A 13899-nucleotide genomic window follows, 5' to 3' on the forward strand; every position below is an offset into this window, starting at 1 on the left:
ACACTCGACTAGCGGAAGCAGCGACGCACGTGACGTCGGCAGGCACCACCCGGGAGGTTCCCATGCCCGAACTGCGTGTCGTGGCCGTCAGCAACGACGGCACACGGCTGGTGCTCAAAGCTGCGGACAGCACGGAGTACACGCTTCCGATCGACGAGCGGCTGCGCGCAGCGGTGCGCGGCGACCGTCCGCGTCTCGGCCAGATCGAGATCGAGGTGGAGAGCCACCTCCGCCCCCGCGACATCCAGGCACGGATACGTGCCGGTGCCAGCGCGGAGGAAGTCGCCTCGCTCGCCGGAATCCCCGTCGATCGCGTCCGCCGCTTCGAAGGACCCGTGCTCGCCGAGCGCGCCTTCATGGCCGAGCGGGCCCGGAAGACCCCCGTGCGCCGTCCCGGCGAGAACACCGGACCCCAGCTCGGCGAGGCCGTCTCGGAGCGACTGCTCCTGCGCGGCGCCGACAAGGAAACGATCCAGTGGGACTCCTGGCGCCGTGACGACGGCACGTGGGAAGTCCTGCTCGTCTACCGCGTCGCGACCGAACCGCACTCCGCGAGCTGGACGTACGACCCGCCACGGCGGCTCGTGCAGGCCGTGGACGACGAGGCGCGCTCGCTGATCGGCGAGACGGACGACATCGCCGCGCCCGAGCCCAGCTTCCCGTTCGTGCCGCGCATCGCCCGGCTGCCCCGGGACAGGCCCTCGCTCGACCGGCCGCTCGACCGCGCCCTGGACCGGCAGTTGGAGCGCCCGAGCGCGCCGATGCCCCCGGAGCCCGCGGAGGAGGGTGCGGCAACCGCCGCGACCGCGTCCGTGTCCGAGTCGGAGCGGGATTCGCTCACCAGCCTCCTGGAGGCGGTGCCGAGCTTCCGGGGCGACATGATCGTGCCGGAGCGCCCCGCGCTGCCGACCACGGATCTCCCGCCGTCGGAGGAGCCCGAGCAGGACCCGGAGGCCGAGGAGCCCCCCGCGGCGTCGGCCGGGGCGGGTTCCGCGTACGCGGACGTCCTGATGCCGCGCTCGGTGGCCAGCCACCGCGACCGCCTCGTCGGCACCACCGACCGCCAGGCGGAGGCCGACGGCGTCCGTCCCGGGCGGCGCGCGGCGGTGCCGAGCTGGGACGAGATCGTCTTCGGCACGCGCCGCAAGAAGCAGGAGTAGCAGAAGCAGTACGTCGTCGTACGTGGTCGGGGCCCCGCACCTGCATGGTGCGGGGCCCCGACCACGTGCAGCCCCCTACTGCGGATCCGGACCCTTGGCCACCGGACGGGACTCGTCGGACGACCACTCCGACCACGAGCCGACGTACAGCGACGCCGGGATCCCCGCCACCGCGAGCGCGAGCACCTCATGGGCGCCGGACACACCGGAGCCGCAGTAGACGCCGACCTCGGAAGCCCCGGACGCGCCCAGGGAGTTGAAGCGCTCCGCGAGGTCGGCGGCCGGCCTGAAGGTGCCGTCCTGCGTGACGTTCTCCGTGGTCGGCGCGGAGACCGCGCCCGGGATGTGGCCGCCGACGCGGTCGATCGGCTCGACGTCACCGCGGTAGCGCTCGGCCGCGCGGGCGTCCAGGAGCAGCCCGGAGCGGGCCAGGGCCGCCGCGGCGTCGGCGTCGAGGAGGTCCGTGGTGTTCGTCTCCGGGACGAACGAGCCCTCGGCCTCCGGGCGCTCGTCCCCCGCCTCCAGCGGGCCGCTCCACGCCGCCAGCCCGCCGTCGAGCACCCGCACCGAGGGATGCCCCGTCCAGCGCAGCAGCCACCAGGCGCGTGCGGCGGCCCAGCCCTGCCCGCCGTCGTACACGACCACGTCCCGGTCCGCCGAGACCCCGGCCGCCCGCATCACCGATCCGAAGCGCTCCACGTCCGGCAGGGGGTGCCGTCCGGCCGAGCCCGCCGGGCCCGCGAGATCGGCGTCCAGATCGACGAAGACCGCCCCGGGGACATGGCCCTTCTCGTACTCGGCGCGGCCGTCGAAAGCGGGGGCGCCCGCGGCCTTGGCGGTGCTCAGCTGCCAGCGGATGTCCAGGAGCACTGGCGGGTTCTCGCCCGCCAAGTCGCTCGCGAGTTCGGATGCGGAGATGATGGCATTCATGGGACCCATCCTTGCGTACGGGGTGGCCGCATCGGTCAGGTCCGGCTACCCTGCTCCGCCGGACGACCGCCGAACACGCGGCGTACGGAACCGGGCACGCCGTGTACTGCCGAACGACACCACTGAGCAATCGCGCGTCAACGGATGAGAAACGGCAAACCGGGCATCCTCTGAGCGGAGCCGGGGCAAGCGGCGCGGCCGGAGGGCGCGGCGCCACAGGTGGTGCGAGCATCTGCACGGGCGGGCAAACGCGCGACATAGGTACGCGCGTTCGAAAGCGGAAGCCGAGCGGCCACCATGACGGGCCGAGGAGAGAGTGACGATGACGGAGGCACGGGGGTCGACGGGTCAGCGTGACGGCTTGGGGGCCGTCCGCCGCACGCCCGGCACACCCACCTGGGTGAGCCTGATGGCGCATGGCCTGGCCACGACCCAGGAGTTCTACGGAGCGTTGTTCGGCTGGGAGTTCCGGCCTGGCCCTGAGCAGCTCGGGCCCTACGTACGGGCGCTGCTCGACGGCCACGAGGTCGCCGGGATCGGTCAGCTGCCGCCCGATCACCATCTGCCGATCGCCTGGACGCCGTACATGGCGTCGGACGACGTGGACGCGACCGCCGAGGCCGTGCGGCACTGCTGCGGCACGATCGGCGTCGGCCCGCTGGACGCGGGCCCGGCCGGCCGGATGGCCATCGCGGTGGACCCCGCGGGCGCGGTGTTCGGCATCTGGCAGGCGGCGGAGCACCTGGGCGGCGCCCTCGTCGGGGAGCCCGGCGCGCCCGCCTGGAACGAACTGGTGACCCATGAGACGGCAGGCGTCGTCAAGTTCTACCAAGCGGTCTTCGGATACACCGAGGAGGCTGTCGTCTCGGCCGACTTCGACTATGTGACGCTCCAGGTCGAAGGCCGTCCCGTGGCCTCGGTGCACGGCATGGGCCAGGCCCTGCCGCGGGACCGGGGCGCGCACTGGATGACGTACTTCGAAGTGGCCGACGTGGACGAGTCGGTGGACCGGGTCGTCGAACTCGGCGGACATGTCGTCAAGCCCGCGCGGGCCGGTACCCACGGGCGGGTGGCCACGGTCGCCGACCCGGAGGGCGCGGTCTTCACGCTGGTGCGCTCGGAGAGCTGACCCCCGCAAGCCCCGCCGTCCTGTGGTCACATCCCGCCGGGATCACGACCGGAGGTTCTGGACCAGAAGTGGTCGACGATGTCTTCCAGGTAGCGCCGCCCCGTCTCGCCCGACGCGGCGGCGTTGCCGACCCGGCCGAGGGTGGCCGTCAGGAGGGACTGGTACTCCTGGTGCATGGCCTTGAGGGGCTCCTGCAGATCGTGGCGCTCCATTGAGAGCAGTTTGGCGATGGGGCGGATGTGCGCCTGCCACCGTGTGCTCACGGCTTCCACGAGCAGTCGGGCGAGTTCGTCCTCAAGGCCGGTGACGGCCACGAAATCCCGTGGCCCCAGCTTCAGCACGGACCCGAGATGCGCCGACTGGCGCCGGTTGCCCGTCCACGTGTTGGTCTCCTCCATGTGCTGGTAGGCACGCACGTCGAGGCCGGTGGCCCGGGCCACGTCCTCGATGGCGAGCCCGCCCGCGAGGCGGTGGTCCCGCAGAGTCCGCGGGGCGCCGATGAGTTCATGGGGCGCGCACCACAACGCACCGGCCAGCGCGGCGAGCTCGTTCGACGTGGGCACCGCCCTGCCCTGCTCCCATGCGGTGACATGGTCCGGCGAGACGTACTCCAAGCCGTAGGAGACACGCATGCCGTAGGCGACATGGCCGGGGGCCATGTCGAGCTTCTCGCGGAGCAGCCGGGCGGCCCGGGCATTGAACGGTGGTGGTGGGTGCACGGGGCCAGACACTATGGAGTTACGGCCGTTAACTCCACGTCACCTGTCGCCTTTGTTTCGTTTTTCGCGCATGCGTCGCAGTCAAGTTCGTAGGAAGTCACAAGAGCTCAAATAGCCTGTACTGCCCAGTAATGAGGCCGGAGTTGAGGGCGTGACGAGCCCCCGTATGATCCGCTCGCGAGGCGTCGTATGTGCGTTCCCCCAATACCGCTCACATGCTCCCCGGCGCCCTCTCCGTCTCACGTCCCCATCTGTCGGTCCAGGAGAAACGCTCATGACGACCAGCGCGACAGGTCCTTCCGGGCCGCTCGGCCAGCCACGCCCCGCCGAAGCCCCGCCGACGTATCCCGGAGGCCCGCTCGACCGGTTCTTCCGCATCACCGAACGGGGTTCGACGTACGGCCGGGAGATACGCGGCGGATTCGCCACGTTCTTCACCATGGCGTACATCCTTGTGCTCAACCCGATCATCCTCGGCAGCACCGAGGACAAGTTCGGCAACCAGCTGGACGCGGCCCAACTGGTGACCGCCACGGCTCTCGTGGCCGCGGTGATGACCCTGATCATGGGCGTCGGCGGCAATCTGCCGCTCGCCCTGGCCGCGGGCCTGGGAATCAATGCCGTCGTGGCGTTCCAGATCGCGCCGCTGATGAGCTGGGACGACGCGATGGGCCTCATCGTGCTCGAAGGCCTTCTGATCTGCCTCCTGGTGATGACCGGCTTGCGCGAGGCCATCATGCACGCCATCCCACAGCCGCTCAAGCAGGCCATCAGCGTCGGGATCGGCCTCTTCATCGCGTTCATCGGCTTCGTCGACGCGGGGTTCGTCACACGGGTCCCGGACGCAGCGAACAGCACCGTGCCCGTCCAGCTCGGCACCGGCTCACTGACCGGCTGGCCCATGCTCGTGTTCTGCCTCGGTGTGCTCCTGACGGTCGTCCTGCTCGCCCGCAAGGTGAGGGGCGCCATCCTCATCAGCATCGTGGTGACAACGGTTTTCGCCGTGGCCGTCAACGCAATCGCCGACGTCAAGTCGTGGGGCCTGACCGCGCCGTCGATGCCCGACAAGCCCGTCGCCGCGCCCGACTTCGGCCTCCTCGGCGACTTCGACCTGTTCGGCTCCTTCGGGCAGGTGAGCGTCCTTACGGTGGTTCTGCTCGTCTTCACCCTCATCCTGTCGGACTTCTTCGACACGATGGGCACCATCGTCGGCGTCACGGCCGAGGCCGGTCTCCTCGACGAGCGCGGCCAGGTTCCCGGCCTGGGCCGTGTGCTGCTCATCGACGGTGCGGCGGCCGTCGTGGGCGGTGCGTCCTCGTCGTCCTCCGCCACCACGTACATCGAGTCGGCGGCCGGCGTCGGAGAAGGCGCCCGCACCGGCTTCGCGAACCTGGTCACGGGAGGCCTGTTCGCCCTCGCCCTGTTCCTGACCCCGGTCCTGACCATGGTGCCCATGCAGGCCGCGTCGCCCGCTCTCGTCGCGGTCGGATTCCTGATGATGACCCAGGTCAAGCACATCGACTGGGACCGCTACGAACTGGCCGTCCCGGCGTTCCTGACCATCGCGGTCATGCCGTTCACGTACTCCATCACCAACGGCATCGGCGCCGGGTTCGTCTCGTACGTCGCCATCAAGGCCTGCCTGGGCAAGGCCCGTGAGGTCCACTGGCTGCTGTGGGGCACGGCGACCCTCTTCCTCGTCTACTTCGCCATCGATCCACTGGAGCAGCTGCTCGGGGTGAAGTGACCCGGGACTCCGGTGGCCGGGCGGCCTCGGCGGTGACGCGCACGGATGTCACCGCCGAAGCACCGCTCAGGCAGGGCCGACAGGCAGCACATCGGGAGAGAGGGCGGCCGCGTGCGCCGAGGCGCTCGTCATCCGGCGCCTGTGGTGACGGCGGCACAGCACTTCGTAACCCACCTCGTCCACCGCGTGGTTGACGTCCCCGACGACGACCTGGGCGCCTTCGACGACCATCGCACCGCCTATGGTGCGGGCGTTGTGGGTGGCACGCGCACCGCACCAGCACAGGGCCTCGACCTGCAACACCTCGACGCGGTCGGCGAGTTCGACCAGGCGCTGCGAGCCGGGGAAGAGCTTGGAGCGGAAATCCGTGGTGATGCCGAACGCGAAGACGTCCAGGCCCAGGTCGTCGACGACGCGGGCCAGCTGGTCGATCTGCCCGGGGGCGAGGAACTGCGCCTCGTCCGCGATCACGTAGTCCGCGCGGCCGCCCTGCGAGAGGTGGTCGACGAGATGGGCGTAGAAGTCGAAGTCGTCCGCGGCCTCGATCGCGTCCGTGACCAGGCCGAGCCGCGAGGAGAGCTTGCCCTCGCCCGCGCGGTCGTCACGGGTGAAGATCATCCCCTTCAGGCCGCGGGTCGAGCGGTTGTGCTCGATCTGCAGAGCCAGCGTGCTCTTTCCGCAGTCCATCGTTCCGGAGAAGAACACCAGCTCGGGCATGGGGAGTTGAGGCCTTTCGAGGCGTACGGATTTCGGGGCGTACGAGGGGACAGTGTGCACCCGGGGGCCCCGGTCAGGGGCGTACTTCGAGGAGCGGCACGAGCTGCTCGACGGCGGTCATCGAACCGTGCATGCCGACCAGGGCCGACTCCTTCGGTTCCTTCTCGGTGGCGATGATCGCCACGTCGTCGTGTGCCGCCGCCACGACGTCGCCGATGCGTCCGTACACCCGCTCGTCCATGGCTCCGGGCGGGCCGAACCAGCCCGCCGCGATCGCCTCGTCCCGGCTCGCCACCCAGAACTGCTCGCCGAGCACCTCGCGCCAGACGGTCAGGACGTCGTTCTCGGCGCCCGGCACCGCGTACACATGGCGGGCACGGCCCTCGCCGCCGAGGAGGGCGACGCCGGCGCGCAGCTCCCAGTCCTCGTCGAAGTCGATGCGGGACTGCTCGTCGAAGGGGATGTCGAGCATGCCGTGGTCGGCGGTGACGTACAGGGCGCTGCGCGGCGGGAGTTGCTCGGCCAGGCGCTGGACCAGGCGGTCTACGTACATGAGCTGGCCGCGCCAGGCGTCGGAGTCGACGCCGAAGCGGTGGCCCTTGCCGTCCACTTCCGCGTAGTACGTGTAGACCAGCGAGCGGTCGCCCGCGCCCAGTTGCTCGGCCGCGAGGTCCATGCGGTCCTCGCCGGAGAGCTTGCCCCGGAAGCTGCCGCCGCTCAGCGCGATCTTGGTGAGCGGGGTCCTCTCGAAGGTCGGCGACGACACCTGGGCGGTGTGCACGCCGGCGGCGTGGGCCTGCTGGAAGACGGTGGGGTACGGCTGCCACTTGCGCGGGTCCGTCCACGGGTTCCAGCGGAGCTGGTTCATCAGCTCGCCGGTGGCGGGGTTGCGGACGGTGTAACCCGGCAGGCCGTGCGACGCGGGCGGCAGGCCCGTGCCGACCGAGGCCAGGGAGGTCGCCGTGGTGGCGGGGAAGCCCGCGGTGATCGGACGTCCCGTACCGCCCCGTGAGGAGCTGATGAGCGAGGTCAGGAAGGGGGCTTCGTCCGGGTGGGCGCGGAGCTGCTCCCAGCCGAGGCCGTCGATCAGGAAGACGCAGTTCCGGTCGGCCGGGGCGAGTTCCGGGATGACGGGCGCGAAGCCCTCGACGCCCTGGTGGGAGACGAGCGTGGGCAGCAGGTCGGCGAGGGAGCCCGCGCCGTACTCGGGCAGGGGTGCGGAGTCGAGGGAGAGCGGCTGCACGTCGTCCCAGGCGGGCAGGGGCATCAGCGGGCGGTCTCCGCGGTCGCCTCGGACAGTGCCTGCGCGAAGGCCAGGGTCTGGCGCACGGTGTCCGGACCGTCGCCCGCCTCGCTGACCCGCAGGCTGAGGTCGTCGGCGGTGGAGCTGCCGGTGTAGCCGTGGTCGGCCTCGCAGTTGGGGTCGCCGCAGGCCGCGGGCTCCAGGTCGATGCGCGACACGGCGCCCCAGCCGATGGTCAGGACGACCTCGCGGGGCATCGAGCCCGGGACGTACTTCTCGGGGTTGGCGACGACACGGCTGACGACGACGGACGAGATCCGGCCGATTTTCACGGACTCCGTGGAGGTCGTCGCGTACGGAGTCGGCGACGTGCTGTCCGCCGCCTGCTCGTCCGTGTGGCTGACGATGAAGCGGGTGCCGGTCAGGACGAGGACCGTCACGTGCCGGCGCACTTCGTTCGCGTCGAACGTGGTCTCCTGGTGGACCAGGAACGACCCGATGGGCTCGCCGCCGATCGCGGCCTCCACCGCCTCGGCCACGAGGGCCGGGTAGTAGCCACTGCGCTCGATCGCCGCGCGCAGCCCCTGGGTCGTCGTACCGGTCTTTGCCATGCCGTCCATCCTACGACCCGGCGGAGGGCATACGGTGCCCCACCGGCCGCCTCAGTACCCGGGCAGCGCCCTCGGGCCGAGGTCGCTGCGGGCGGGCGGGGGTGCGAGCCGCACGGAGGCGCCGAGCACGGAGAGGCCGCGCTGGGCCACGACCACGGGTTCCAGGGACACGGCGACCACCTCGGGGTGATCGTCCACGAGGCGCGAGACCCGCTGGAGGAGCTCCTCCAGGGCCGGGGTGTCCACGGGCGCCGAGCCGCGCCAGCCGAAGAGGAGCGGGGCGGTCCGGATGGATCTGACCAGGGAGCCCGCGTCGCGCTCGGTGACCGGGATCAGCCGGTGCCCGGTGTCGCCGAGCAGCTCGGACGCGGCGCCGGCGAGCCCGAACGAGAGCACCGCTCCGGCCGCCGGGTCGATGACCGCGCGGACGACGGTGTCCACGCCGCGGGGTGCCATCGCCTGCACGACGGGCCGCAGCTCGGCGGGCTTGCCGAAGGCCTCGGTCAATTCGGCGTAGGCGCGGCGCAGTTGCTCCTCGTCCGCCAGGTCGAGCCGCACGCCGCCGAGGTCGGCGCGGTGGCGCAGGTGCGGGGCCGTGGTCTTCAGGGCCACGGGGTAGCCGAGCGCGTGGGCGGCCGCCACGGCCGCGTCCGGGTCGGGCGCGGGCCGGGCGTCCCGTACGTCGATGCCGTACCGCCCGAGCAGTTCGCGGGCGTCGTCCTGGGCGAGGGTGGCGCCGCGCGGGTCGTCCTGCTCGACAAGGAGCTCGCCGATCCGCCGGGCGGCGCCGCTCTCGTCGATGTCCTCGTACTCATGGACCTTCCCGGGCTCCCTGGCCTCGCGCCGCCACTGGGCGTACTTCACGGCTTGGGCGAGGGCACGGACGGCCCGTTCGGCGGCGGGGTAGGCGGGGATGCGGTAGGCCTCCCCCGCCGTGGCTGCTGTCGGCGTCGCTGTGGGCAGGCGTCCCGCGGGGCGGGACGGGTGGGCACAGCCCCCGCTGCCGGGTGCGGGGGCAGGGGCGTCAGGGCGAGTCCGCGTCGCGGCGGCCAACGCTTCGGCGAGCCCGCCGAGTTCCACGTGGACCACGGCCACCGGCTTCGCGGGGCACCCGGCGGCCGCCTCCCGCAGCGCGGCGGCGAGCTCCTCGCCCTCGGGCGACCCCGTGGCCCCGTCCTCCCCCACCCAGGGGATCGCCGTGACGATCACGGCGTCGCAGGCGTCGTCCGACAGCGCATCGGCGAGCGCGGCCCGGAAGTCGTCCGGGGTGGCCCCCGTGGTCAGGTCCAGAGGCGGCAGCGGCCGGAGCCCGTCGGCGACGCACGCGTCGTACGTGAGCAGCCCGAGCGACTCGGAGTTGCCGAGGATCGCGACCCGCGGCCCGGAGGGCAACGGCTGCCCGGCGAGCAGCAGCCCCGCGTCCACCATCTCGGTGACGGTGTCCACCCGGATGACCCCCGCCTGGCGCAGCAGCGCCGACACCGTGGCGTACGGAAGCCGCGTGGCCTGCACCGTGTGCCCCGTGGGCGCGATCCCGCTGTGCCGCGCCCCCTGCACCACGACCAGCGGCTTCGCCGCCGCCGCGCGCCGGGCGAGCCGGGTGAACTTGCGCGGGTTGCCGATGGATTCGAGGTACATCAGGGCGACATCGGTGTCCGGGTCCTCGTACCAGTACTGGAGCACGTCGTTGCCGGACACGTCCGCGCGGTTGCCCGCGCTCACGAAGGTCGAAAGGCCCGCACCGCGCCGGTGGAGCCCGGAGAGGAGCGCGATGCCGATCGCGCCGGACTGGGTGAAGAGGCCGATCCGCCCGCGCTCGGGGGGATGCGGGGCGAGCGAGGCGTTGAGCCGCACGTCCGGCGACGTATTGATGACCCCGAAGGCGTTCGGGCCGAGGATGCGCGTGCCGTACGACCGCGCCTGGCGCACCAGTTCGCGCTGCCGCTCCCGCCCTTCGGGACCGCTCTCGGCGTACCCGGCGGAGATCACGACGAGCCCGAGCACCCCGCGCTCACCGCACTCGGCGACGGCCTGCGGCACCCGCTCGGCGGGCACGGTCACGACGGCGAGCTCGACGGTCTCGTCGATGTCCCGCACGGAGCGGTACGCGGGCACCCCGTCGACCTCGGCCCCCTCGTCGAACGCGCTGTTCACCGCGTACAGCTGCCCCGTGAAGCCCGCCTCGCGCAGATTGCGCAGGACGCTGCGGCCCACACCGCCCGGCGTGCGCCCGACGCCGATCACGGCGACCGACTTCGGCGTGAGCAGCCGCTGCACCGACCGCGCCTCGGCCCGCTGCTCACGGGCGCGCTGCACGGCGAGCGAGCGGTCGGTCGGCTCCAGATCGAATTCGAGGCGTACGACGCCGTCCTCGAAGCTGCGCTTCTGCTGGTAGCCCGCATCCGTGAACACCTTGATCATCTTGGTGTTGGCGGGCAGCACCTCGGCGGCGAAGCGGCGGATGCCCCGCTCCCTGGCGACGGCGGCGATGTGTTCGAGGAGCGTGGAGGCGACGCCCCTGCCCTGGTGGGCGTCCTGCACGAGGAAGGCGACCTCGGCCTCGTCGGCGGGCGCGCTCGCGGACATCCCGCGGGAGTCGATGCGGTCGAAGCGCACGGTGGCGATGAACTCGCCGCCCACGGTGGCGGCCAGACCCACCCGGTCCACCTGGTCGTGATGGGTGAAGCGGTGCACGTCCTTGGCGGACAGGCGGGGGTAGGGCGCGAAGAAGCGGTAGTACTTCGACTCGTCCGAGACCTGCTCGTAGAAGCTGACCAGGCGGTCCGCGTCCTCGGCCGTGATCGGCCTGATCCGGGCGGTGCCTCCGTCACGCAGGACGACATCGGCTTCCCAGTGGGAGGGGTATGCGTGCCGGTCCGACGGGGTCTGCATGGGGCCAGGGTACGGGTCGCGGGGGCGCCGCGGCCGGGGCAGGCTAGGAGTCGTCGAGGGCCGGGACGCGGGCCCCGTGGCACAAGGACGTACGGTCGAAGGAGTACGGACCAGCCGTCGACCGGGTGCGGACCGACGTCCCGCGGAGCACTCGTGACGGCATGAGACACTGGTCTAGACAAGTGTGAAACACCTGGAAGGGCAGCAACACATGGCTGAGCGCCGCGTCAACGTCGGCTGGGCCGAGGGCCTCCACGCCCGACCCGCCTCCATCTTCGTCCGCGCGGCCACCGCCGCCGGCGTCCCCGTGACGATCGCCAAGGCTGACGGCAACCCCGTGAACGCCGGCTCCATGCTCGCCGTGCTCGGCCTGGGCGCGCAGGGCGGCGAGGAGATCGTCCTCGCCTCCGACGCCGAGGGCGCGGACGCCGCTCTCGACCGTCTGGCGAAGCTGGTCGCGGACGGCCTCGAGGAACTCCCCGAGACCGTCTAGTAAAGACTGGTACTCATACGCCGAAGGGCCCGCCCGAAATAGGGGCGGGCCCTTCGGCGTTTCTGCTCACATTCAGCGAATACCCGGAACTCTCGCCGCATTCGGGCAGCAGAAATAATCCCCCGCCGAATAACACTTCTTTGTATACGGCGCCTCTGTTAATGCCGGAGGCCCACCGTGTTTACGGCATGTTGCGAATCCCTCACACGATCACGGTCGCGATCACGGTCCCGGCCCCGATCACCCCGCGAGGGAAGGCGCAGCCGGTGCACGGCCGTCGCCCGCTCCGTGTGGGCCGCGGTGAGCGACCTGGCCCGCTCCGCGTCCCCGCGCGCCACCGCGTCGACGATCGCGGCGTGCTCCGCCCAGGCCTCCACGGGGGCGGCCGACGTCTCGACCACGTACATCCAGGCGATCTTGTGCCGGAGCTGAGTGAGCAGCGCCGTGAGGCCCGGACTGCCGGACGACTGGGCGAGGGTCTCGTGGAACCAGCCGCCCAGGGAGCGCAGATCCTCGCTCTGACCGCGCCTGGAGCGCTCCTGGCCCAGCCTGACGAGGCCGCGCAGGACCTTCAGGTGCGCCTCCGTGCGGCGCTGTGCGGCGCGGGCGGCCCCCAGCGGCTCCAGAAGCGTGCGGATCTCCAGGAGGTCGGCCGCCTCCTGTTCGGTCGGCTCGGCGACGCACGCGCCCGCGTGCCGCCGCGTGACGACGAAGCCCTCGGCCTCCAGGGTGCGCAGGGCCTCGCGCACGGGGACGCGGGAGACTCCATAGCGGCGGGCGAGCAGTTCCTCGGTGAGCCGGCCGCCCCGTTCGTAGACACCGGAGACGATGTCGTCCCGGATGGCCGTGCACACCGAGTGCGCGGGAATGCGCATGACCTGACCTCCGCCTTAATCCCCGCGAAACGCGGTCGATCGACGCCTTTTCAGTGACTCTATTGCAGGGCGGCTGAATTTCCGACGGTCGGCCGAAATCCATGGATACTTTTGGCCAAAGGCACGGCGGGAACGGCGAAAGCCCCGGCTCGCGACGAGCCGGGGCTTTCGGTGAATCAGTTGCGCTTCGTGCGACCGCCTGGGTCCGGACCGGATCAGACGTTGACGTCGTGCGAGCGGAGGTAGGCGATCGGGTCGATGTCCGTGCCGTAGTCCTCGCCGGTGCGGGCCTCGAAGTGCAGGTGCGGGCCGCTGGAGTTGCCCGTGGAGCCGGAGAGGCCTATCTGCTGGCCCGGAGTGACCGCCTGGCCGACGGTGACACCGAGGGACGACATGTGGCCGTACTGGGTGTACGTGCCGTCGTTCATCTTGATGACCACGTTGTTGCCGTAGGCGCCGCCCCAGCCGGCCTCGACGACGGTGCCGGAGCCGACCGCGTGGACCGAGGTGCCGGACGCGGCGTGGAAGTCGATGCCGGTGTGGCTGCCGGAGGACCACATGGCGCCGCCGGTCTGGTAGCCCGTGGAGACGTACGAGCCGGCGATCGGGGAGACGTAGCTGTTGAGGCGCTTGCGCTCGGCCTCGCGAGCGGCGCGCTCCTTGGCCTCGCGCTCCTTCTTGGCCTTGGCCTTCGCCTCGGCCTCCGCCTTGCGCTTGGCCTCCTCGGCCTTCTTCTTGGCGGCCTCTTCGGCCTTCTTGGCGGCTGCGGCGTCGTCGGCGGCCTGCTGCTGGGCTGCGGCCTGCGCGTCGATGCTCTGGGCGAGCGTGTCGCCGACGGAGATCGCCTGGGTGAGGCCGGTGTGCTCAAGAGCCGCGTCGTCGGCGGCGAGCGCCGGAGCGGCCAGGCCTCCGATGACACCGGTGGTGGTGAGGGCTGCGACGCCCGCCACGTTCGCGGTGGTACGCGTGAGGCGGCTCGGGCGACGGTGCTTCCCGGTGGCACGGGTGAACGCCATGAAGCGGCTGATCCTTTCCTTCCTTCTCGCCTACCGGGTTAGCTGACGGGTTCGGAGCAGGAAGGTCTCCTACGAGTCCCTCACCTTGCGGCAAGGTGCCCGATTCACCCCAAGGGGACATGTGGGTCCCCGGCTCCCCTGGCTCGCGCCGTACGGGGACTCGGCGATGACTGTCCGGTGCCGCGGATGCGGCGTACTGCATGACGAACAGCCGGACCGAACGCTAAGCGGGGCATCTTTCAATCGACAAACGGATCAACACTTTTGTAGCGCACGCCACAGGTCAGACACGTAACCTCCATACCAATTCGGACATATGAGGACCCCAGGAGCCAATTTCGGCCACTGGGGTCCCGATATGTCCTGA

Annotated in this window: 12 protein-coding genes and 1 riboswitch; of the genes, 4 read left to right on the forward strand and 8 right to left on the reverse strand. The window is 71.3% G+C overall.

Features of this window, described 5'->3' with window-relative positions; genetic code table 11:
* Positions 1–62: 62 nt before the first annotated feature.
* Entirely contained in the window at positions 63–1160 is a 1098-nt protein-coding gene (gene sepH / locus ABZ833_RS29005) for a septation protein SepH (protein ID WP_361052297.1), read from the forward strand.
* A gap of 75 nt (positions 1161–1235) precedes the next feature.
* Here sepH and ABZ833_RS29010 read toward each other — a convergent pair whose 3' ends face one another.
* Positions 1236–2090 carry a sulfurtransferase gene (locus ABZ833_RS29010; RefSeq protein ID WP_361052300.1) on the reverse strand — a complete coding sequence of 285 codons (855 nt, stop codon included), beginning with the start codon at positions 2088–2090 and terminating at the stop codon, positions 1236–1238.
* Between the two features lie 322 nt (positions 2091–2412).
* Between ABZ833_RS29010 and ABZ833_RS29015 the strand changes: the two genes are divergently transcribed.
* Positions 2413–3219 (forward strand): VOC family protein, encoded by an 807-nt coding sequence (locus ABZ833_RS29015; protein WP_361052303.1) that lies wholly within the window; start codon positions 2413–2415, stop codon positions 3217–3219.
* A 26-nt stretch (positions 3220–3245) separates the two neighbouring features.
* Here the strand turns inward: ABZ833_RS29015 and ABZ833_RS29020 are convergent, their stop codons facing one another.
* Entirely contained in the window at positions 3246–3938 is a 693-nt protein-coding gene (locus tag ABZ833_RS29020) for a helix-turn-helix transcriptional regulator (RefSeq protein ID WP_361052305.1), read from the reverse strand.
* Between the two features lie 274 nt (positions 3939–4212).
* On the opposite strand from ABZ833_RS29020, the gene ABZ833_RS29025 reads away from it, so the two are divergent.
* Entirely contained in the window at positions 4213–5685 is a 1473-nt protein-coding gene (locus tag ABZ833_RS29025) for an NCS2 family permease (RefSeq protein WP_361052308.1), read from the forward strand.
* 66 nt (positions 5686–5751) lie between these two features.
* Here ABZ833_RS29025 and ABZ833_RS29030 read toward each other — a convergent pair whose 3' ends face one another.
* The 4 genes from ABZ833_RS29030 to ABZ833_RS29045 all read right to left on the reverse strand — a co-directional run bounded on the left by ABZ833_RS29030 (position 5752) and on the right by ABZ833_RS29045 (position 11148).
* Positions 5752–6402: a thymidine kinase gene (locus ABZ833_RS29030; RefSeq protein WP_361052311.1), complete on the reverse strand. Its 651-nt coding sequence runs from the start codon at positions 6400–6402 to the stop codon at positions 5752–5754.
* Positions 6403–6475: 73 nt separating this feature from the next.
* Positions 6476–7669: a nucleotide pyrophosphatase/phosphodiesterase family protein gene (locus ABZ833_RS29035; RefSeq protein ID WP_361052314.1), complete on the reverse strand. Its 1194-nt coding sequence runs from the start codon at positions 7667–7669 to the stop codon at positions 6476–6478.
* Positions 7669–8265: a DUF5998 family protein gene (locus tag ABZ833_RS29040; protein ID WP_249587281.1), complete on the reverse strand. Its 597-nt coding sequence runs from the start codon at positions 8263–8265 to the stop codon at positions 7669–7671. The genes ABZ833_RS29035 and ABZ833_RS29040 overlap by 1 nt, the downstream gene beginning before the upstream one ends.
* Positions 8266–8307: 42 nt before the next feature.
* Positions 8308–11148 carry a GNAT family N-acetyltransferase gene (locus ABZ833_RS29045; RefSeq protein ID WP_361052318.1) on the reverse strand — a complete coding sequence of 947 codons (2841 nt, stop codon included), beginning with the start codon at positions 11146–11148 and terminating at the stop codon, positions 8308–8310.
* Between the two features lie 211 nt (positions 11149–11359).
* Here ABZ833_RS29045 and ABZ833_RS29050 point away from each other — a divergent pair, with 211 nt between their 5' ends.
* On the forward strand, positions 11360–11641 hold the full coding sequence (locus tag ABZ833_RS29050; protein WP_249587283.1) for an HPr family phosphocarrier protein: 282 nt from the start codon (positions 11360–11362) through the stop codon (positions 11639–11641).
* Between the two features lie 158 nt (positions 11642–11799).
* Here the strand turns inward: ABZ833_RS29050 and ABZ833_RS29055 are convergent, their stop codons facing one another.
* Both ABZ833_RS29055 and ABZ833_RS29060 read right to left on the reverse strand, forming a co-directional pair.
* Positions 11800–12516, reverse strand: coding sequence for a GntR family transcriptional regulator (locus ABZ833_RS29055; RefSeq protein ID WP_361052321.1), 717 nt, complete (start codon positions 12514–12516; stop codon positions 11800–11802).
* 215 nt (positions 12517–12731) lie between these two features.
* A complete protein-coding gene (locus ABZ833_RS29060) occupies positions 12732–13532 on the reverse strand; it encodes a M23 family metallopeptidase (protein ID WP_249587285.1) in 801 nt (266 codons plus the stop codon).
* A 12-nt stretch (positions 13533–13544) separates the two neighbouring features.
* Positions 13545–13708, reverse strand: a riboswitch (cyclic di-AMP (ydaO/yuaA leader).
* Positions 13709–13899 lie beyond the last annotated feature (191 nt).

Origin of the sequence: Streptomyces sp. NPDC047525 (assembly GCF_040643025.1) — a bacterium.
GTDB classification, from domain to species: Bacteria; Actinomycetota; Actinomycetes; order Streptomycetales; family Streptomycetaceae; genus Streptomyces; species Streptomyces durmitorensis.

What these genes read in the sequence shown, in the direction of transcription:
- sepH (WP_361052297.1), top strand. Translation starts at nt 63, where the DNA reads ATGCCCGAACTGCGTGTCGTGGCCGTCAGCAACGACGGCACACGGCTG.
- ABZ833_RS29010 (WP_361052300.1), bottom strand. Translation starts at nt 2,090, where the DNA reads ATGAATGCCATCATCTCCGCATCCGAACTCGCGAGCGACTTGGCGGGC.
- ABZ833_RS29015 (WP_361052303.1), top strand. Translation starts at nt 2,413, where the DNA reads ATGACGGAGGCACGGGGGTCGACGGGTCAGCGTGACGGCTTGGGGGCC.
- ABZ833_RS29025 (WP_361052308.1), top strand. Translation starts at nt 4,213, where the DNA reads ATGACGACCAGCGCGACAGGTCCTTCCGGGCCGCTCGGCCAGCCACGC.
- ABZ833_RS29030 (WP_361052311.1), bottom strand. Translation starts at nt 6,402, where the DNA reads ATGCCCGAGCTGGTGTTCTTCTCCGGAACGATGGACTGCGGAAAGAGC.
- ABZ833_RS29035 (WP_361052314.1), bottom strand. Translation starts at nt 7,669, where the DNA reads ATGCCCCTGCCCGCCTGGGACGACGTGCAGCCGCTCTCCCTCGACTCC.
- ABZ833_RS29040 (WP_249587281.1), bottom strand. Translation starts at nt 8,265, where the DNA reads ATGGACGGCATGGCAAAGACCGGTACGACGACCCAGGGGCTGCGCGCG.
- ABZ833_RS29045 (WP_361052318.1), bottom strand. Translation starts at nt 11,148, where the DNA reads ATGCAGACCCCGTCGGACCGGCACGCATACCCCTCCCACTGGGAAGCC.
- ABZ833_RS29050 (WP_249587283.1), top strand. Translation starts at nt 11,360, where the DNA reads ATGGCTGAGCGCCGCGTCAACGTCGGCTGGGCCGAGGGCCTCCACGCC.
- ABZ833_RS29055 (WP_361052321.1), bottom strand. Translation starts at nt 12,516, where the DNA reads ATGCGCATTCCCGCGCACTCGGTGTGCACGGCCATCCGGGACGACATC.
- ABZ833_RS29060 (WP_249587285.1), bottom strand. Translation starts at nt 13,532, where the DNA reads ATGGCGTTCACCCGTGCCACCGGGAAGCACCGTCGCCCGAGCCGCCTC.